The sequence below is a fragment of the Rhodococcus sp. OK519 genome (genome assembly GCF_003051005.1).
Taxonomy (GTDB): domain Bacteria; phylum Actinomycetota; class Actinomycetes; order Mycobacteriales; family Mycobacteriaceae; genus Prescottella.
This window is the reverse complement of sequence record NZ_QAOW01000003.1, coordinates 224,296-246,267: the sequence shown is the minus strand read 5'-3', so window position 1 is coordinate 246,267 and position 21,972 is coordinate 224,296. Positions and strand designations below refer to the sequence as shown.

At 69.5% G+C, this 21,972-nt stretch carries 6 protein-coding genes; 3 read left to right on the top strand and 3 right to left on the bottom strand.

From position 1 onward, the window contains the following. Window positions 1–3: 3 nt before the first annotated feature. From C8K36_RS11150 to C8K36_RS11140, 3 genes are read right to left on the bottom strand one after another with little or no spacing between them, the layout of a single operon-like run. Window positions 4–1,686 (bottom strand): (2,3-dihydroxybenzoyl)adenylate synthase, encoded by a 1,683-nt coding sequence (locus C8K36_RS11150; RefSeq protein WP_107984545.1) that lies wholly within the window; start codon window positions 1,684–1,686, stop codon window positions 4–6. Between the two features lie 50 nt (window positions 1,687–1,736). Continuing rightward, a complete protein-coding gene (locus tag C8K36_RS11145; protein ID WP_107984544.1) occupies window positions 1,737–2,510 on the bottom strand; it encodes an SDR family oxidoreductase in 774 nt (257 codons plus the stop codon). Next, window positions 2,507–3,652, bottom strand: coding sequence for an isochorismate synthase (locus C8K36_RS11140; RefSeq protein WP_107984543.1), 1,146 nt, complete (start codon window positions 3,650–3,652; stop codon window positions 2,507–2,509). The genes C8K36_RS11145 and C8K36_RS11140 overlap by 4 nt, the downstream gene beginning before the upstream one ends. Before the next feature lie 178 nt (window positions 3,653–3,830). Between C8K36_RS11140 and C8K36_RS11135 the strand changes: the two genes are divergently transcribed. The 3 genes from C8K36_RS11135 (at window position 3,831) to C8K36_RS11125 (ending at window position 21,962) form a co-directional block, all read left to right on the top strand. Beyond that, window positions 3,831–11,579: a non-ribosomal peptide synthetase gene (locus tag C8K36_RS11135; protein WP_107984542.1), complete on the top strand. Its 7,749-nt coding sequence runs from the start codon at window positions 3,831–3,833 to the stop codon at window positions 11,577–11,579. Between the two features lie 110 nt (window positions 11,580–11,689). Further along, window positions 11,690–12,706 (top strand): ABC transporter substrate-binding protein, encoded by a 1,017-nt coding sequence (locus C8K36_RS11130; RefSeq protein ID WP_107984541.1) that lies wholly within the window; start codon window positions 11,690–11,692, stop codon window positions 12,704–12,706. An 88-nt stretch (window positions 12,707–12,794) separates the two neighbouring features. Continuing rightward, window positions 12,795–21,962 (top strand): non-ribosomal peptide synthetase, encoded by a 9,168-nt coding sequence (locus tag C8K36_RS11125; protein ID WP_107984540.1) that lies wholly within the window; start codon window positions 12,795–12,797, stop codon window positions 21,960–21,962. The last annotated feature ends 10 nt before the right edge of the window (window positions 21,963–21,972 follow it).

Below are 21,972 nucleotides of genomic sequence, written 5' to 3'. Positions count from 1 at the left end.
GACCTATCTGTCGGTGGCGTTGTCGACGGTGAACGTGGATTCGAGGGCGCGACGCAGTTCGGTACGACTGACCTTCCCGACGCCGGTGACGGGGAACTCGTCGACGAACTGGAAGCCGTCCGGGATCTTGTAGGCGGCAAGTCCTCGCTCGCGGAGGAAGACGCGCAACTCGACGGCGCGCGGTGGGGTGCCCTCGCCGATCACGAACGCGAACGTCCGCTCGCCCAGGTACGCATCGGGCTTGGCGACGACGGCGACGTCGCGTACACACGGGTGCGCGAGCAGATGGTTCTCGACCTCCTCGGCCGCGACCTTCTCGCCGCCGCGGTTGATCTGGTCCTTGGCCCGCCCCTCCACCACGAGATGACCCGTCTCGGTCAGTCGGACCCGATCTCCGGTCCGGTAGAAGCCGTCCGCCGTGAAGGACGAGCGATTGTGTTCTGACGCAGCGTAGTAGCCACGGATCGTGTACGGGCCGCGGGTGAGCAGGTTTCCGACCGTGCCGACAGGGACGGGGGCGTCCGACTCGTCGACCACCAGGATTTCGTCGTCCGGGCAGATGGGCCGGCCCTGCGTCGTGGTCACGATGTCGTCGGGATCGCCGGCGCGCGTGTAGTTGACCAGGCCCTCGGCCATGCCGAACACCTGCTGCAGCGTGCATCCGAGTTCGCCGCGAACCCGCCGCGCGGCCTCGGCGCTGAATTTCGCACCGCCGACCTGCAGCATCTCGAGGCTCGACAGATCGTGCTTGGCGCGGGCGGGCGCGGACATCCAGGTGAGTGCCAGCGGCGGGACCAGCGACGCGATGGTGATCCGCTCGCGCTCGATCAACTCGAACGACGTCGACGGCGTCGGATCGGGTGCCAGCACGACGCGTCCGCCCGCGTGGAGTACCCCCAGGATTCCCGGCGAGCTCATCGGGAAGTTGTGCGCCGCAGGCAGGCTCACGAGCATCCGGGTGTCGGGGGACAGGCCGCAGATCTCGGCCGACGCGCGCACCGAGTACAGGTAGTCGGTGTGGGTGCGAGGGATCAGCTTGGAGCGGCCGGTGGTGCCGCCCGAGAGCTGCAGGAAGGCAACCGAATCCGGGGTCGGTTCGGCGCGATCGTCCGGAGTGCCCTCGGCGGTGCGTAGTTCGGAGAGCGGGACGAACCCGGTGTCCTCTCCGGCATCGCCGACGACGATCACGATGGGTGGACGCTCGGACCCGGAGACGATCTCGCGAGCCAGGGTGCGGTAGTCGAATCCGCCGTGCCGGTCCGCGATCACATATGCGGCCGCGTCGGTGAACTCGCAGAAGTAGCCGACCTCCGCGCGGCGATGTGCCGGGAGCGCGAACACAGGCAGCGCGCCGATCGCGAACACCGCGAACAGCATCTCGACGTACTCGGGCATGTTCGGTACCTGCAGTACGACGCGGTCGCCGGGGCGCACACCCAGGCGGAGCAATCCGGCCGCGAGGACATCGGCGCGCTCGTTCAGCCGGCGGTAGGTGAGGGTGCGGCGGACGCCGCCCTCGCCTGTGCCCGAGACAGCGATCCGATCCCCGAACCGTTCGGCACGCGCGGGCAGGAACTGGGCGAACGTCTCGTCGGTCCAATACCCGGCATCCCGGTAGCGCTGCGCGAACTCCGCGGGATAGGGCGTTGCGGGGACCAGGGGACTGCGCCGCAGAGCGGTGGTCACGACGTTCTCCTTTCGGGTGGGTGGCGAGTTGCACGGAAGTGCGACGGCGGTCAGGCCTGCAGCGTCGCGCCGCCGTCGACATAGAGCGCCTGCATCGTGATGTGCCGGGCGCGGTCGGACAGCAGGAACTCGACCGAATCGGCGATGTCCTCGGCGGCGGCGATGCGGCCCAGCGGGATTCCCACCTTGAAGTCGGCGAGGCTGCCCTCGATGGCACCGCGCGCACCGGTGTCGTCGCCCGGATCGGGCCAGAGGGATCGTTGCATGTCGGTGTCGGTGGAACCGGGCGCCACGACGTTCACACGGATACCGTGCTGCGCCAGTTCGAGTCCCGTGACCCGTGCGATCATGGTCGCCGCAGACTTCGAGGCGCCGTAGGCCCCCATTCCAGTGCGCGGAACCCCCGCGGCGTTGGAGCCCACGACGACGATCGCACCACATCCGCGCTCGCGCATCGACACTCCGACGGCGCGCAGCACGTTCAGTAGACCCGTGACGTTCACGTCGAATACGCGTTTCCACGAGTCGGGTTCGCTGTCGAGCACCGACCCGGTCTCGAGGACACCGGCGACGTGCGCGAGACCGTCCAGCGGACCGTGCAGCGATTCGATCGTGGCCACGGCGTCGGCCACGGACGCGCGGTCGCGGATGTCGACGGCATGGGCGGCGACGCACGCGGCGCCGACGAGTTCCCCGGTTCGCTCGAGCGCGTCGGTGTCACGGTCGAGCACGGCGACGCGCCACCCGCGCTGTGCCAGGGTGACAGCCGTGGTGCGACCGATGCCCCGTCCGGCACCGGTCACCAGGCACAGCGGTGCGGTCATGCGGTCACTCCCAGTGCGTCGAGGATGGTGGTGAACTTGGTTGCGGTCTCGGCCAACTCGTCCTCGGGGACGGAATCGGCGACGATGCCGCCACCGGCGTATGCGGTGAGACCGGTGCCGTCGGCGTCGATCCGGGCGCAGCGGATGGTGACCATCCACTCGCCGTCGCCGCGCTCGTCGCACCAGCCGACCGCGCCGGCGTAGAAGCCGCGGTCGCCTTCCAGCGCGCTGATCGTCTCGAACGCCGCGCGGGTGGGGGTGCCGCAGATCGCCGGCGTGGGGTGCACCGTCATCGCCAGGTCGAGCGCTGTCACCGAAGTGTCGGCGAGCACGCCCCGGATCGGGGTACCCAGATGCCACAGTTGTGGGGTGTGGGTGAGCGTCGGTCGCTCCGGAATCTCGAGTTCGGTGCACAGCGGCGCGAGGCTGTCCCGGATCGCGTCCACGACGAACCGATGCTCGTCCAGGTTCTTCGCGGATTCTCCCAGCGCGCGTCCCGATTCCCAGTCGGCGAGCGGATCGTCCAGGCGTCGTGCCGACCCGGCCAGCGGATGACAGCTGATCGCCCGGCCCTGCTTGCGGATCAGGACCTCGGGGCTGGATCCGACCAGCCACTGACCGGCACTCCCCGGACCGGCCGCGGACAGATCGACGCAGTAGCCGTTGCCCGCAGGATCGTTGGCGATGAGGCTCTGCAGCAACGACTCCGGATCCAGCCGTCCATGCGAGCGCAGCCGCAACATCCGGGCGAGTACCACTTTGCGCAGGGGATCGGCGTCGTCGCGAAGGCGGTGGAGGGCCGTTCGGACGCGGGCCACGTGCTCGTCCTCGCCGGGCAGGCGCTGCTCGACGCCGCATTCCGGGAGGTCCGAGGTGGGGATGCTGCGCCAGGGTTTGTCGCTGCGCCACAGTAGTCCGGGTTCGACGAGGGCCGCGGGAGTGTCGGGATCGAAGGGCAGCGCGCCGGTCAGGGCGGTGACATCGCCGGCGCGCAGCGCGTCCGCCGCCTCACCGGCGTGGTCGAAGTGACGCAGAACACCCTCTGCGCGAATGCTTCCCTGTGGCCGGGACAGGACGAACGGGTTCGTGACCGTCGTTCCGGTGAGGTGCGGGGTGTTCGCTGCGACGACCGGTGCAGGCATGAGCGCTCACCTTTCGATGGCGGTGACGTGGGAATGGATCGGTGGGGATGCGCCGACCGGTTAGAACATATACGGTTAGCCTAACCTTTGGTACTCTTCGATCTTGTTTCGGCTTCTGCAGCCTTCGTGTGAAGCGTTACGGCGCAGTCGGATTCGTCTACAGAACAGGAGATGGTCAGTGTCCCCGACCGGCCCGTCGACCTCGGCATTTCCACTGACCCGAGCCCAGGCCGGCGTGTGGTTCGCTCAGCAGCTGGACCCCGACAATCCGATCTTCAACACCGCCGAATGTATCGAACTTCGCGGCGACGTGAACATCGAGATGCTTGTCGGTGCTGTCAGGGTGGCGGTCGGCGAGGCCGAAGTGCTCACTGCCGCAGTCGAGATCGCGTCCGACGGCACCGCGCATCTGCGGCCCGCTGCCCATCGTCTCGGCGACGTGTCGGTTCGAGATCTGCGTCATCGGCGAGACTCGTGGTCCGCTGCCCAAGGCCTGATGGAGGCTGATCACCGGCGGGTGATCGACCCGCGATCGGAATCCTGTGTGCGTGCCACGGTTTTCCAACTGGACGACCGTATAGCTCTGCTGTACTTGTGCATTCACCATCTGGTCATCGATGCCTACGGCTTCGGGCTGCTGATGCGGAGGATCGCCGAGATCTACACCGCCGACGCGCGCGGACAGGACCGTCCGGCCTGCAAGTTCACGTCCCTCGCTCCCGTCGTGGCGGAGGAGGCGGCTTACCGCGAATCGCCCGATTTCGAGGTCGACCGCGTGTTCTGGGCGGACTACCTCGACGACGCCGCGGAGGCCGTGACGCTGTCGGCGGGCGCGGCCGGAATCGCACGCGCGTCACGTGGAATGCGGCTCACCCTCACCGCCGAGCAGCAGCGCGGGCTGGCCGCCGTCGGTAAGACGGCACGGGCCAGTTGGGGCGATGTCCTCACGGCGGCGGTCGCGGTCTACCTGCGCGGTGCCAGTGGGCGCGGTGACATCGTCGTCGGGTTCCCGGTGATGAACCGTCTGGGGAGTGCGGCGCTTGCCGTTCCGATGTCCGCCGTCAACGTTGTTCCGCTGCGCCTGGATCCGGCGCCGTCGATGACCGTCGGTGCGCTCGTCGAGCAGGTCCGCGACGCCGTCGCCGGGTGCCGCGGTCACTACCGCTACCGCGGCGAGGACATTCAGAACGATCTGCGTCTGCCCGCCGGATCCCGCGGGGTCGTGGGCCCGTCCGTGAACGTGAAGCCCTTCGGCGACCGCCTGCGCTTCGACGACCTACACGCCGCGGTGCACTCGGTGGCTCGGGGGCCGCTGCAGGACCTCATGGTCACCGCGCGCCCCCTCGACCACGTCGGCGGTCTCGAGGTGTGGATCGATGTCGACGCCGAGCGCTACACCGACGACGACCTCGCCGTACACGCGAATCGGCTCGCACATCTGATGGATTCGGTGGCGGCCCTCGCTGATCCCGGATCCGTTGCGCTCGCCCGACTGCCCGTACTCACCCCCATCGAGCGTCGGGCACTGCTCGACGGCTCCGCCGGCAAGACCGTGCCGGTTCCGTCGGGGCTCACGCTGCCCGACCTCCTGCAGTCGCAGGTACTCCGTGATCCGGATGCGCCCGCGGCGGGTGACGCGTCGACGTCGCTGACGTTCGGCGAGTTGGCGTCCCGGGCTCGGCGACTTGCCCGCATGCTGCTCGCGAGCGGCCTCGGCCCGCACCGAAGGATCGCGGTCGCCCTCCCACGCGGGGTCGACACCCTCGTCGCGCTCTTCGCGGTCCTCGAGGCCGGTGGCACGTGCGTGCCGATCGACCGCGGCCATCCCGCCGACCGCATCGCTCACGTGCTGGCCGAGACCGAACCGGGATGCATCGTCACCAGCGGTGATGTGGGGGAACGACTCCGCGATGTGACGGGCGAGCTTCGCATCGTCGACTTCGCAGCGCTGGACCTGAGCGTCGGAACCGACGAACCGCTGACCGCCGCCGAACGCGGCCATCGTCTGCACGATCTCGACATCGCCTACATCATCCATACGTCCGGTTCCACGGGGCTGCCCAAGGGTGTCGAGGTGCCGCACCGTGGCGCCGTGAGTCTCTTCCACAGCCACCGGGACCGGGTGTTCTCCCGGGCATGCGCGGTCGCGGGGCGGGATCGACTTCGGGTGGGACACGCGTGGTCGTTCGCCTTCGATGCGTCGTGGGGCCCACACCTGTGGATGCTCGCGGGGCACGAACTGCGGGTGGTCGACGAGGACACACAACGCGATCCGGCGCTGCTCGCGGCGCAGGCGCGGGCCGAGGGTTGGCACTTCGTGGAACTGTCGCCGTCGCAACTCGAGCACATCGTCGACGCCGACCTGCTGCCCGCCGACATCGTCCCCACGCTGGGCTTCGGCGGTGACGCTGTGAGCGAGAACCTGTGGCGTCGACTGCGCGAGCGAGGGGGCACAGCGTTCAACTTCTACGGCCCCACCGAGGGCACCGTCGACGTCGTGGTCGCCGAGATCACCGATGCCTCCGAGCCCGTCATCGGAAGTCCGGTCGCGAACCTGTGCGCGTACGTGCTCGATTCGGGACTGAACCCGGTCCCCGACGGAGCACCGGGCGAGCTGTACGTTGCCGGACCGGGCGTGGTGCGCGGCTACCTGGGCGCGTCGGCGCTGACGGCATCACGTTTCGTCGCGAACCCGTTCTGTGTCGATCCGACGGGCGATTCCTCGCGGATGTATCGGACCGGAGACGTCGTGCAGCGCACGGCAGACGGGCAGATCGTCTACCGCGGCCGGACCGATCATCAGGTCAAGATCCGCGGCTTCCGGGTGGAACTCGGCGAGGTCGAGGCCGCCATGCTGCGTCTGCCCGGCGTCGCCCGCGCCGTCGCGGTCGCCCGCCCCGACTCCACCGGATCGGCGCGCCTGGTCGCGTACCTCGTCGGGGGCGACGGCGACCACACGGGTGCCCGGGACCGGGTCGCGAAGTGGCTGCCCGCCTACATGGTTCCTGCGGCGTTCGTGTTCCTCGACGCGCTGCCCCTGACGTCGAACGGCAAGATCGACCGGAAACTGCTGCCGGACCCCGACTTCACCACGGCGATCCCGGCGCGAGAGCCGTCCACCGAGCTCGAACGGGTGCTGTGCGCGCTCGTGTCCGACGTCCTCGGCCTCGATACCGTGGGGGTGGACGACGACTTCTTCCTACTCGGCGGCCATTCGCTGGCGGCCGCGAAGCTGATCGCCCGAGTGCGCGATGCGGTGAGTGTCGAACTGGCCATCCGGGCCGTGTTCGACCATCCCACCGTCCTCGGTCTGGCCGAACAGTGCGCTGTCGCCGCGGGAGCGGGGAACCGCCCGGCGGTGCGGCCCGTCGACCGGGGCCCGGTCTCGCCGCTGTCGGCGGCCCAGCAGCGGCTGTGGTTCCAGTTCCGGCTCGAGGGCCCGAGTTCCACCTACAACATTCCCGTGGCTCTGCGTCTGCGCGGCGTGCCCGACGCCGGGGCCCTGCGTGTGGCGACCACAGCGGTACTGGGCCGCCACGAGGTGCTGCGCACCGTGCTCGCGGACGTCGACGGCGTCGGCATGCAGCACGTGCGCCCTGTCCCCGAGGCAGTGCCGTTCGCCGTGGAACACGTCGATGCCGGTGAGCTGGACTCGATCCTCGTGGATGCGGCCCGATACCCGTTCGATCTCGACAATGAGTTCCCGATCCGGTTGCGCTTGTTCGTGACCGGCGACGAGTCGGTGCTCCTCGTGCTGACCCACCACATCGCGAGTGACGAGTTGTCGACGCCCGTGCTGCTGCGCGACCTCGGTACCGCGTACCGCGGCGCTGTCGCGGGCGATGAGTTCTCGGTCGCGGCACTACCTGTGCAGTACGCGGACTACGCACTGTGGCAGCGGGATCTGCTCGGATCCGACGACGACCTGGACGGCCTCGCATCCACGCAGCACGAGTTCTGGCGTACGCGCCTGGCCGGAATGCCGGAGGAGATCGCGCTGCCGACGGATCGGCACCGTCCGGCGGCAGCGACGTCCACGGGCGGCCTCGTCGAGCGTGCCGTCTCCGCCGACGTCGCCGACGGCCTGCGCAGTCTCGCGCGTTCGGCAGGCGCGTCGATGTTCATGCTCTCGCACACCGCGGTCGCGCTCGCGTTGAGCGGCAGCGGTGCCGGCGCCGACGTCGTGGTCGGCACGCCCACCGCGGGTCGGCCGGCCGCCGAACTCGACCAGCTCGTCGGCTTCTTCGTCAACCTCGTGGTGCTGCGTTCCGATCTGTCGGGGGATCCCACCCTGCGTGAGCTGGTCACTCGCGTCCGCGCGGAGGATCTCGAAGCCTATGCCCACCAGGATCTTCCGTTCGATCGCTTGGTGGAGGCGCTCAATCCCGAGCGTTCGGCGTCCCGGCACCCGCTGTTCCAGGTGTTGGTGCAGCACCGGATGCCGCCCGTCGTCGGGGACTTCGCGGAGTTCGAACCGAGTGTGGTCACGATCGACACCGGCGCCGCGATGTTCGATCTCACCGTCGACGTCGTCGAGTTGCCCGGCGACGGGCTACGCGTCCGGATCGAGTACGCCCACGACCTGTTCGACGCGGCCACGGCCGAGGGCCTGGTGGACCGGGTGGTGCGGGCGCTCAGTGCCCTGGTCCACACACCCGAGGCCCGGTTGTCGGACGTCGACCTGCTGTCGGCCGAGGAGCGTGAACGCCTCACCTGCGGCTCGCTGATCCCCGCCGCCCATGTCGGCTTCCAGACCGCGGCAGCGGCGTTCGACGATCGGGTTGCGCGCACGCCCGATGCGATCGCCCTCGTAGAGGGACGGACCGAGTTCACATTCGCGGATCTGGGTGGGCGCGTCAATCGCCTCGCACGGCATTTGTTCGCCCGCGGTGTCGGTCCGGAAACTGTGGTGGCCCTGCAGCTTCCCCGCGGCTCCGACATCGTGATCGCGGCGCTCGCGGTGTGGCAGGCCGGCGGCGCCTACCTGCCGATCGACCCGGCCTATCCTGCCGACCGGATTGCACACATGCTCACCGATGCTGCGCCCGTGCTGGTGCTCGACGAGGCCGCCCTCGCCGCGGTGGACCCGGCGCTGGCGTCGGGGCCGCTCGCGACCGGCGAGCGACTCGGCACATCCACCGCCGACAACGCCGCGTACGTGATCTACACGTCCGGGTCGACGGGCGTTCCGAAGGGCGTCGTCGTCCCGCACCGCGGTGTCGTGAATCTGATGGCGACGCAACGCCGCCGGACGTTCGGTTCCGCCGACGACCGGCAGTTGCGGGTGCTGCTCACGTACGCGCTGGCCTTCGACTCGGCGATCGACCCGTTGCTGTCGATGCTGGCCGGGCACACGCTGCACGTGCTCGACGCCGACCTCGCTGCGGACGCGGCGGGCATCGTCGACTGCGTGCGCCGCGCACGGATCGACGCCGTCGACTGTGTACCGCTGTTGATGACCGAACTGCTGCGCGCGGGCCTGCTCGATCCTGCTGCAGCGCACCGTCCGGGCCTGCTCGCCGTCGGTGGTGAGGCGGTCTCCGAGGATCTGTGGGCCGCACTCGCCGACGCAGACGACGTCCGCGCCACCAACATGTACGGTCCCACCGAATGCACCGTCGATGCCACGATCGGTGACATCACGGGTACTCGGCCCCACATCGGCCTTCCGGTCGACGGAGCACGTGCTCACGTGCTCGATGCACGGATGCGTCTGGTGCCCAGTGGGGTTCCGGGCGAGTTGTACGTGGGAGGGCCAGGCGTCACCCGCGGCTATCTGAACCGGCCCGGGCTCACCGCGGAACGCTTCGTGGCGGATCCGTTCGGTGAGCCCGGCGAACGGCTCTACCGCACCGGGGATCTGGTGCGATGGAAGCGATCGGGTGGACTCGAGTACTCGCTGGAATACCTGGGCCGCACCGACGACCAGGTGAAGATCCGCGGCTTCCGTATCGAACTCGGCGAGGTCGAGTCGGCGCTCGCGTCTCATCCCGCGGTGGCGGCGGCGACGGTGGTCGTGCGCGAGGACGAACCGGGCCGACGCCGCCTCGTCGGGTACGTGGCCGTGGCGAATTCTGTCGACGGTGACGGCCTGCGGGAGCATCTGGCCTCGCGTCTGCCCGCGCACATGGTGCCCGCCGCCGTCGTCGTGCTCGATGCACTGCCGGTCACGCCCAACGGCAAGGTCGATCGCAAGGCGCTGCCGGCGCCGGACTTCACATCGTCGGGCACGGCACACGATGCCGGGACCGATCTCGAGCGCCGCCTGTGCGCCGTGGTCGCGGACGTTCTGGGTCTCGACGACGTGGGGCCCGGTGACGACTTCTTCTCCCTCGGAGGGGATTCGATCGTCTCGATTCAGTTGGTCTCTCGCGCCCGCGCCGCCGGGATTCGATTCACTGCGCGCGACGTCTTCGAACACCGGACGGCCGCGGGAGTGGCGGCAGTCGCAGAGGCGGAGGAAGACGCCGCCCCCGTGGATCCCGAGGCCGGGCTCGGATTCGCGCCTGCTACCCCGATCGTTCACGATCTTCTCGACCGCGGCGGTCCGTACTCGAGGTTCGCGCAGTCGCGACTTCTGCGCGCGCCGGACGGGTTGACGCTCGCGACGCTCACCGACGCGGTGCAGGCGTTGCTCGACACGCACGACGCGTTGCGCGCGTCCTTCGATGAGACCGACCGCTTGTTCGAGATCCCCTCGCCCGGTGCGGTGCCCGCCGCGGATATCGTGTCTCACATCGATATCCGCGGACTTCACGGCCACGCGCGTAGCGAGGCTGTTCGGTCCGCTACCGACGACGCGTACGGGCGCCTCGATCCGGCCGGCGGTGCGATGGTGCGCGTGGTGCTGTTCGACGCGGGTGAGTCCGAGTCGCTCGTGCTGCTGGTGATCCACCACCTCGTGGTCGACGGTGTGTCGTGGCGCATCCTCGTGCCGGACCTCGCGGACGCATGCGCGGGTACCGCGCTCTCGGTGACCGGAACGCCGCTGCGCACATGGTCTCGCGGCGTGGTCGAGACGGCCTCCGAACGGCGGAGCGAACTCCCGATGTGGCTGGCCGCGGCGAATGCGCCGAACCGAGCGGCGATCGGCACCCGGGCCGTCGATCCGCTGCGGGACACGATGTCCGGGACCTCAACCATCGAGGTCGCCGTACCCGGGGACGTGACCGACGCACTGCTGACGATCGTGCCGGAGCGGTTCAACGCGCGCGTCGACGACGTTCTGGTCACCGCCCTGGCCCTGGCCGTCGCGAAGATTCAGGGGCCGGGCGCCCTGCCGATCGACCTCGAAGGCCACGGACGCGAGGAGCAGGCGGTGCCGGGCGCCGACCTGTCGCGCACCGTCGGGTGGTTCACGACGCTGTACCCGGTGCTGCTCGACGTGGACGGGGTGGATCTGCCGGACGCGTTCGCCGGCGGCGAATCAGTGAGCGATGCACTCAAATCCGTCAAGGAGCAGATGCGTCGCATTCCCGACAGCGGAATCGGTTTCGGCATCCTCCGTCACCTCGATCCTGCTTCGCAGGCCGTGTTGGCGACCGGGCGCGGGTCCGAGATCGGCTTCAACTACCTCGGCCGGTTCACGCTGGGGGAGTCGGCGAGTGGGTCGTGGACGAGTGCACCGGAATCGAGCACGCTCGGTGGAGCGGCCGACGGGGACATGCCCGTCAGCCACGCCGTCGAGATCGGCGCCGTCACCGAGGACACCGAGCACGGCCCGGTGCTCCGTGCCACCTGGGGCTTCAGTCCCGCGGTGGTCGATGCCGAAGTCGTCACGAGCCTGGCCGGAGCATGGGTCGACGCGCTGTGTGCGCTGAGCGGGCATTGCGCGGGAGACGCCGCAGGCGGGTTGACGCCGTCCGATCTGACCCTCGCCGACCTCGATCAGTCCGAAATCGACGAGTTCGAAATGGAATTCCTGTGAGTCCGATGATCGGGCGCGCTCTTGGAACCAGGGCAAAGTTCGGTTAGCCTAACCAATCGACTCGAGCGACCGCTCGGCATCGAACGATGAAATCTAGGGGAGACACTCGCATGCAGGTGAACATGGGCTGGGCCCGCCGGGCAGCCGTGGTCGGCGCCGCCGCGCTGCTGAGCGCTGGACTGGTGGCGTGTGGCAGCGACGACGACAAGGGATCGGACGAGGCCACCGCTGCTGCCACGACCCGCACGTTCGAGGCGCAGAACGGCACGATCGAAATCCCGAGCGATCCCCAGAGCATCGTTGCCTGCGGTTACGCAGTGCTGCCGCTGATCCAGTCCGGCGCCAATCTCTCCGGCATCTGTGAGTGGGGCCGCGAGGACGACAACATGGACGCCGACACCAAGAAGGCGTACGACGCCCTTCCGAAGGTCGGTCCCGACGGCTCGATCAGCGAACTGAACTACGAGGCGGTCACGGCGGCCAAGCCGGACCTGATCATCCTCGGTGTACCGTCTCGCGCCCAGTCGCAGGTCGACATGGGCAAGCTGCAGGCACTGGCACCGGTCGTGTTCCTCGGCCCCACGACACCGGCGGACTGGCGCACACTCGGTGAGCAGTTCGCGGATGCCGCGAACGTTTCCGATTCGTACGGTGCGTTCATCGACCAGTACGACGCACGGACCCAAGAGATTTCGAAGAAGTACCAGGACAAGCTCGGCGGACTGACGTTCGCTGGTGTGTGCAGCGTGTGTTTCCCCGACCCGGGTGAGTTCGTCCGCGAGTACAAGTCCTCGTACGTCACGAACCTGTTCGACGATCTCGGTCTGCAGTTCCCCGGCCAGACCGACAACCCGGAGGACGGACACTCCGAGTACGTTGCGTTCGAGAGGATTTCCGACAAGCTCAGTGGCGCCGACGTCATCGTCTACGGGGTCGAGCTCGACGGATCCGTCACGCCGGAGATGCAGGAACTGATCGCGTCGCCGCTGTGGCAGAACTTGCCCGCTGTGAAGGCCGGGAACATCGTTCAGGTCAAGCACGCCCAGGCCGCAACGCATCAGACTGCGCTACTCGCCCTCGATTCGATCGACGAGGGTCTCGGAGCGCTGCCCGCGGCCAAGCAGTAACACCCCGGCTCGAGCACGGCCCCCGACGCCCCTGCGCGGGGGCCGTGCTCGTACCGGTACCCCTCTCGACCGGAAGTAGACCGACTGCATGTCCAAGCTCGAAGACGTCGTCCCGCTGTCGCCCCTGCAGCAGGGTCTGCACTACCTGAGTACAGTCGCGGCTCCCATCGTCGAGGAGCGTGGTGCGCCGCAGGAGGAGCCGGATGCGTACACCGTGCAGTCGGTGCTGCGACTGACCGGCGACGTCGACGAGCAGCGTCTGCACCGTTCGGCGCAGGCGTTGCTGGACCGGCACGCGGCGCTGCGTACGTGCTTTCGTCCCCGCAAGGACGGGCGCGTCGCCGGCCTGGTCGTCAAGGACATCGAGGTGCTCTGGCGCAGTGTGGATCTACGAGGATCGACCGATGCGGAACGCGATCTTGCGGACCTGCTCGACGCGGACCTGCACACGTGGTTCGACCTCACTGCACCACCGCTGGTCCGCTGGGCGCTGATCCGAGTCGCCGACCACGACGTGCGCCTGCTGCTGACCGCGCACCATACCGTCGTCGACGGCTGGTCCACACCGATCCTGGTGCGCGAACTGCTCGAGATCTACGCGGCCGGTGGCAGTGCCGCGGCGCTGCCGAGCGTCCGGCCCTACCGTGACTACCTGTCGTGGCTGGGACGCCAGGATCACGACACGGCGCGAGCCCTCTGGCGTGAATCGCTCGCAGGGCTGTCCGAGCCGACGCTCGTCGCCCCGCCCGGAACGACGCGTGACACGCAGGGCACCACCGCGATCGACGTCGACGTCTCCGCCGACCTCACCGAACAGTTGACGGGGCTGGCGCGAGACTGCGGTGTCACGCTCAACACCGTGCTGCAGACCGGATGGGCCCTGCTTCTGGCGGGTCTGGTCGGCCGTGACGACATCGTGTTCGGCGCAACGGTGTCGGGCCGTCCTGCGGATCTGCCGGGCGTGGAATCGATGGTGGGCCTGTTCATCAACACCGTGCCGGTCCGGGTTCGTCTCGACCCAGCCGCGACCGTGGCCGACATGCTGCGCCGCGTGCAGACGGATCAGTCACGCACCCTCGACCATCAGTACCTGGGTCTGGCCGAGGTGCAGCGCGAGACCGGACTGGGCGAACTGTTCGACACCCTGACGATCTTCGAGTCGTACCCCGTGGACCGCGACGCGCTCGAACGCGCGCAGCGCGCAGGCGGTGTCGGGATCGCAGGTGTCGACGCGGTGGATGCCACGAACTATCCGCTCGTGCTCACCGCGGGCGTCGCGGATCGCTTGGTCGTCAAACTCGACTACCGCCCTTCACTGTTCCGCGCGAGCGACGTCGAGGCGCTGGGCCGGCGGCTGGTCGCGACGCTCGGTGCGCTCGCGGGCAATCCCGCCGGGCGGATCGCCGCACTCTCCCTGCTACCGGAAACCGAAATGCGGGCGCTGGACGCGTGGTCGACGACGCCGGCCGCGACCTCGGCCGTGCCGGTTGTCGATCTGCTCTCCGGGCACGATCCCGCGCTGCCCGCGGTGATCTGCGACGACGAGCAGCGCACGTTCGGTGAACTGGCCGCAAGCTCGGCACGACTGGCACGGTTGCTGATCGGCCGCGGCGTCGGACCCGATGTTCGGGTGGGGCTGGCCCTACCGCGCTCGGCGTCGACGGTGGAGGCGGTCGCCGCGGTGCTCGCCGCGGGGGGCGCGTACCTACCGCTCGATCCGTCGTACCCGACGGATCGGTTGACGCACATGGTCGCCGATGCCCGCCCGACCGTCGTCGTGACGACGGCGGCGGTCGCAGAGTCGTTGGACGATGTGCTCGCGCCGACCGAGGTTCTGGTGCTCGACGACCCCGGCGTGCGCGCGGAACTGGCGGGACTCGATCCGGCGCCGGTCACGGACACGGACCGACTCGCGCCGCTGCGACCGGACAACGCCGCCTATGTCATCTACACGTCCGGGTCCACCGGTCTGCCCAAGGGTGTCGTCGTCACCCACGCCAACCTCTCTGATCTGCATGCCGCGCAGCGGGAGACGATGATGCCGGTGGTGTCCGGTCGCCCGCGCCGGGTACTGCTGACGTATCCCTTCGCGTTCGATTCCGCGGTCGCCGCACTTACCTGGCTGTTCGACGGCCACACCCTGCACGTGCTCGCCGAGGACCGGCGCGCCGACGTCGGCTACATCGTCGACTACGTCCGCGCCCATCGGATCGACTACGTCGACTGCGTGCCGGTGCTGATGAACCAACTACTCGACGCCGGATTGCTCGAGTCCACCGAACACGTCCCGGCCCAACTCACGGTGGGCGGGGAGGCTGTGTCGCAGGCACTGTGGGACAGGCTCGATGCCGCAGGCGCCCGTGGTGTCGCGGCCTTCAACTGCTACGGCCCCACCGAATGCACCGTCGATGCGACGTTCGCTCGGATCGGCGGCGCGGCCGTCGTGATCGGCAGGCCTATTCCCGGCACCCGCGTGTACGTCCTCGATCGCTGGCTGCGGCATGCTCCACCGGGTGTCGCCGGTGAGCTGTACGTGGCCGGCGCAGGCGTGGTGCGCGGCTACCACGACCGGCCCGAGATCACCGGATCACGTTTCGTCGCAGACCCGTTCGGCGCCGCGGGGGAGCGCATGTATCGCACCGGCGACGTCGTGCGGTGGACCTCCGATGGCGCACTCGAGTTCGCGGGCCGAGCCGATGACCAGGTGAAGATCCGCGGCTACCGCGTCGAACTCGGGGAGATCGAGTCGGTACTCACGGAGGTGTCCGGTGTGCGAGAGGCCGTCGTCGTCGCACACACCGATGGGCGCGGCGTGACCCGATTGGTGGGGTATGTCGCAGGCGGGGCCGACCCGCTCTCGGTGCGCGCGGAGGTGGGCGAGCGCCTGCCCGACTACATGGTCCCCGCGGTGATCGTGCCGCTGCCCCGGTTCCCGCTGACCGCGAACGGCAAGGTCGATCGGAGGGCGCTGCCGGAACCGGACTTCGCTGCGCTGGTGGGCTCCGGTGAGCCCCGCACCGAGACGGAGACCGCCCTGGCCGCCGTGGTCGCCGAGGTGCTCGATCTCGAACGGGTGGGCATCGACGACGACTTCTTCACCCTCGGCGGCGATTCGATCGTCTCGATCCAACTCGTCAGCAGGGCTCGCGCGGTCGACCTCCGGATCACTGCGCGTCAGGTGTTCGAACTGCGGACCGTCGCGGCCCTCGCCGCCGCACACGACACCCCGGACATTCCGGTGAGCGAGTCGCGGACCGTCGTTGCGGCGACCGGTCAGGTGCCGCCGACACCGATCGTGTGGGACACCGTCTCCCACGGCGCGCCGCTCGACCGGTTCGCCCAGTCCAGGTTGCTGGTCGCTCCCGACTCGATCACCGAGGACGCGTTGCGGGCGGCGGTGACCGCTCTGCTCACCACCCATCACATGCTGCGATCCCTGTTCATCGTCACCGGCGCGGTCCCGGAGTGGACTGTCCCGGAGCAGGTCCCGAGCGCCGACAATCTGGTGCGCCGAGTGCCGGTCACCGAAGAATCATGGTCCGAGACTTTCGCAGCGGAACGCGAGAAGGCCTACGCGGCGCTGTGTCCCGATGCGGGCGTGATGCTGCAGGCGGTGTGGTTCGACTTCGGCCCCGCACGTCCGGGGCGTGTCTTCATCGCCGTACACCACCTGGTGGTCGACGGCGTGTCGTGGCGAATCCTGGTGCCGGACCTGGCGTCGGCCGTCGAACAGGCAGTGCGCGGCGCAACCGTCGCCCTCGACGAGACCGGAACATCGTTCCGGGACTGGGCCGTCGGACTCGAGTCGGCAGCCGGATCGAAGCGAATACTCGATTCGCTGCCGATGTGGCGGGAATTGTCCGGCGAGGAGGAGCCTGCCCTCGGCGCGCGCGATCTCGATCCGGCGCGCGACACCGTCGCATCCGCCCGCTCCGTCGAAGTCCGGGTTCCGGCTCGCGTCACCGAGCGTCTGCTCACGACGGCGCCCGCCGCCTACCGTGCGGGCGTCGCCGACGTGCTGCTGACCGCACTGGGCCTCGCGATCGCCGCGGAGCGCGGCGGCGAACACGTGCGCGTGCACCTCGAGGGCCACGGACGCGAGGAACACGTGGTGCCGGGCGCCGATCTGTCGCGCACCGTCGGATGGTTCACGTCGCTGTACCCGGCGGTCCTCGACCTCAGCGGTATCGACGTGGCCGGCGCGCTGTCCGGGGACGCCGCCGCCGGTACTGCTCTCGCCCGGGTCAAGGACGGCCTGCGGCGAATCCCGGACAGCGGCATCGGTTTCGGAATACTGCGACGACTCGGTGACGCGACCGGCCGGCTCGATCGATACCGGGCCCCCGACGTCATGTTCAACTACCTCGGCAGGCTGACCCTGGGTGAGGAGTCGGGTGGCGCGTGGTCTGCAGCCCCGGAGGAGGGTGCACTCGGTGGCGCCGTCGATCCGGCGACCCCGCTCGAGCACATCCTCGATGTGAACGCGGTGACCGAGGACGGCATCGACGGTCCCGAACTGGTCTGCGAGTTCACCGCTGCCGCCGAGATTCTGGACCACGACACGGTGGCACGGATCGCGGACCGCTGGGTCGACGCCCTCGGGGCCCTCGCCCGGCACACGCCGTCAGCGGCGACGGGAGGCAGGACCGCGTCGGACCTGACCTACCGAGGCTTCGACTATCCGGAACTGCTCTCCCTCGCAGCTGAAGTGGGCCCGATCGAGGACGTCGTACCACTGACCCCGCTGCAGCGGGGCCTGTTCTTCCTCGCCGAACTCGACTCGGACAGCGACGTCTACGCGATGCAGACCGTCCTGGACCTGGGCGGCGATCTCGACGTCGACGTCATGCGGCGCAGCGCCCGTGCCCTGCTGGCTCGGCACGCGACGCTGCGCACCGGATTCCGCGCCACCGCGGCCGGGGACCCGATGGGTGTCGTGCTCACCGACCCGGAACTGCTCTGGACTGAGGTCGATCTCACCGGCGTCACGGATGACGTGGAGCGCGAACGCAGCGCCGAGATCGTTGCGCAGGACCGGATCACCCGTTTCGACATCGGTGCGGCGCCGCTGCTGCGATTCACCCTGATCCGCCTCGCACCGAACCGGCACCGACTCGTGTTCGCGGCGCATCATCTCCTGCTCGACGGCTGGTCGTCACCGCTCGTGATGCGGGAGTTGTTCACGCTCTACGGCGCCGACGCGGACCTCGCCGCGCTGGCCCCTGCTCGCCCGTTCACCGATTACCTGGCGTGGCTGTCCGAGCAGAACACCGACGCGGCCCTGCAGCGATGGAGCCACCTGTTGAGCGGGGTCGTCGAACCGACCCTGCTCGCGCCCGCCGGGTCGTCGCTGCGGGCGGACCTGCCCGGGGAGCATGCGATCACGGTGCCGGCTGGATTGGCCGCGAAGCTGCAGCGCCGCAGCCGGGAACTCGGCGTCACCGTCAACACCGTCGTCCAGGCGGCGTGGGGGCTGCTGCTCGGTCACCGGCTGGACCGCGACGATGTCGTCTTCGGCGCCGTCGTGTCCGGGCGCGTCCCCCAGGTGGCCGGCATCGAGACGATGATCGGCCTGTTCATCAACACCGTCCCGGTGCGAGTGAGCCTGCAACCCGGTGAGCCCATCGACGAATTCCTCCGTCGCGCACAGGCTCTGCAGAACAGCGTCCTCGACGACCAGTACGTGGGCCTCGCCGACATCCAGCGCCGCGTCGGGATCGGCGAACTGTTCGACACCCTGTTGGTGTTCGAGAGCTACCCGATCGACACCGACGCCCTGGCTCGCGCGCAGCAATCCGGAGGGCTCGAGGTGAGCGACGTCCGCGGCCACGACGCCACGAACTTCCCGCTCGTCCTCGTCGCGGCACTCGACGACGAACTGGCTCTCACGCTCGAATTCCAGCGGGCGCTGTTCAGCGAGATCGACGTCGACGCCCTCGGGCAGCGTCTGGTCCGGGTCCTCGAGCAACTGTCCGCGCCGGACGCCACGACCGTTGCGGCCGTGGACCTGCTCTCGGGCGAGGAACGGGCGCTGCTGGTGGGCGACTGGGCCGCCACCGCGCCGGCGCCCGCAACGGGGTGCGCCACGATGGCGGACCTGCTCGCCGTGCGGGTCGCGACGTCACCGGACGCCGATGCGGTCGTGTTCGGTGACGACCGCCTGACATTCGCAGAACTCGGTGCCGCCTCGTCGCGCCTGGCACGCCTGCTGATCGGGTCCGGCGTGGGCCCCGACACCGTTGTCGGCCTGGCGCTGCCGCGTTCGGAGCAGATGGTGGTGGCGATCGCCGCGGTGATCGCCGCGGGTGGCACGTACGTCCCGATTGACCCGTCGTATCCAGCGGACCGGCTGGCGCACATGGTCGCCGACTCGACACCGGCCGTCGTCGTCACCGACAGCACGGCGCATGCGGTACTCGAACCCGTCCTGCGGGGCACCGCCGTCGTCGTGCTCGACGACCCGAGTGTCGAAGCGGTGCTGAGGACTCTGGCCGGCACTCCCGTCACCGACGTGGACCGTCTCGCCGTCCTGCGACCCGGCCATACCGTGTACGTCATCTACACGTCCGGCTCGACGGGCCTGCCGAAGGGCGTCGCCGTCACCCACTCGAACCTGCTCAACCTCTTCGAGAGTCACCGCGCCGACCTGTACCGCCCCACGGTCACGGCGACCGGGCGGGAGTCGATCGGCGTCGGCCACGCGTGGTCGTTCAGCTTCGACGCGTCGTGGCAGCCCACGCTGTGGCTGCTCGACGGGCACACCGTCCACGTGTTCGACGAGGACACCATGCGCGACCCGGACGCGATGACCGACTACATCGTCGACCACCGACTCGACTTCCTCGAGGTGACGCCGTCGTTTCTCGACCGCATGCTGGCGGCCGGTCTTTTCGATCGCGAACACCGTCCCGCCACCGTCGGATTCGGCGGCGAGGCCGTCAACCCGGCATCGTGGCGTCGGCTGCGAGAGCTCACCGAAGGGCGAGCGTTCAACCTGTACGGGCCCACCGAGTGCACCGTCGACGCGCTCGTCGGACAGGTCACCGAGGCCGACGAGCCGTGCCTGGGTCGGGCGGTCCACGGTGGCCGCGCGTACGTGCTGGACCGGATGCTGCGACCCGTCCCGGCCGGCAGCACCGGCGAGTTGTACATCGCGGGGGCCGGAGTGGCGCGCGGCTACCTGGGCAGACCGGATCTGACCGGCGCACGATTCGTGGCCGATCCGTTCGGCGTCACGGGAGAGCGGATGTACCGCACGGGCGACACCGTGCGGCGCGGCATCACCGGGGCACTCGAGTTCCTGGGGCGCGGCGACGACCAGGTGAAGATCCGTGGATTCCGCGTGGAACTCGGCGAGGTGGAGGCCGCGCTGGCCGGAGTCCGCGGGGTGCGGGACGCGATCGTCGTCGCACACACCGACACCCGCGGAGTGACGCGCCTGGTCGGCTACGTCACCCCCGACGGACACCTCGATCCGGCGACGGCGCGCACCGCCGTCGCGGAATGCCTGCCCGACTACATGGTTCCCGCGGCCGTGCTGGTGCTCGCGGAGTTCTCCCTCACTGTGAACGGAAAGATCGATCGGAAGTCGTTGCCGGAACCGGACTTCGCCGCGCTGGTGGGATCCGGTGAGCCCCGGACAGATACCGAAGCGATGCTCGCTGCGGTGGTCGCCGACGTGCTCGGACTCGAGCGGGTCGGCATCGACGACGACTTCTTCGCGCTCGGCGGCGACTCGATCGTCTCGATCCAACTGGTGTCCCGATGCCGCGCGGCGGGCCTGCGCCTGACCGCACGGCAGGTGTTCGAACTGCGCACCGTCGCGGCTATTGCCGCCGTGTGCGGGCAGGCGCCACAGCCGGAGTTCGACGCGGCGGCGGCGGCCCTGGCCGCTACACCGGGGACCGGCGAGGTGCTGCCGACACCGATCGTCTGGGAAGCAGTGAACTGGGGTACCGACCTGGGCCGGTTCTCGCAGGCGCGCCTGCTGGTGGCGCCCGACGGGCTCACGGTGGCGGTGCTCGAGGCCGCGGTCGTGGGGCTCCTGGAAGTGCATCCCATGCTGCGGTCCCGGTTCGCGGCAGTGGACGGCACTGTGAAATGGTCGGTGCCCGAACAGGTACCGGACGTCTCGACGGTGGTCCGCAGGGTCGACGTCTCCTCGTGCCCAGACGAGGAGTGGGGCGCGGTGTTCGCGGCCGAGCGGGAGAACACCTACGCGACACTGCGTCCACAGGACGGGCTGATGATGCAGGTGGTGTGGTTCGACTTCGGCCCCGGACGTCAGGACCGGGTGTTCGTGGCGATCAACCACCTGGTGGTCGACGGCGTCTCGTGGCGGATCGTGGTACCCGACCTCGCGACCGCTGTCGGGCAGGCGCTTCGCGGCGAACCCGTCGCACTGCCCGACGCCGGCACGCCCTTCCGGGCCTGGACGCGCGGCCTCGTCGACGCGGCGGCCTCGGAACAGATCGGCGCCACCGCGGAATACTGGCGGCGCGCCACCGAGATCGGGGAACCGGTGCTCGGCGTCCGAACGCTCGACCCGGCGCTCGACACGGTGTCCGCGATCCGGTCGGTGAAGCGTGTGCTGCCGGTGGCGATCACGGAACGAGCCCTCCGCGGTGCCGTCGACGAAACCCTGCTCGCGGCGCTGGCACTCGCGGTGTCGTCGGTGCGCGGCGGCGCCACGGTTCGCGTGGAACTCGAGGGCCACGGCCGCGAGGAACAGGTGGTGCCCGGCGCGGACGTCGCCCGCACGGTCGGCTGGTTCACGTCGATGTATCCCGTCGCGTTCGATCTCGGCGGCATCGACGTCGCCGAGGTGCTCGACGGCCTCGCGCCCGCGAACGAGGCGGGTGAGCGCGCCGCGCGGTCGCTCCGATCGGTGCCGGACAACGGGATCGGTTTCGGCGTATTGCGACGTCTCGCGAACGAGGACCCGTTCGCCGGATACGTGCGTCCGCAGATCGTGTTCAACTACCTGGGCCGGATGACGCTGGGAGAGAACGCCGGTGGACCGTGGAGCGGCGCACCCGAGGGTGTGGCGCTGGGCGGATCGGTGGATCCGACGACGCCGCTCGACCACGTCCTGCAGGTGGATGCCGTCGTCGAGGACACGGCGGACGGGCCGATCCTGGACTGTGAGTTCGCGGCGTCCGGCGTGCTGGACGACGCCACCCTCGACGCGATCGCGTCCGCGTGGCAGCGGGCGATGGTGGCACTGCTGGGCGTGCCGGCACCCGCGCTTCCGTGACCCGGAGAGA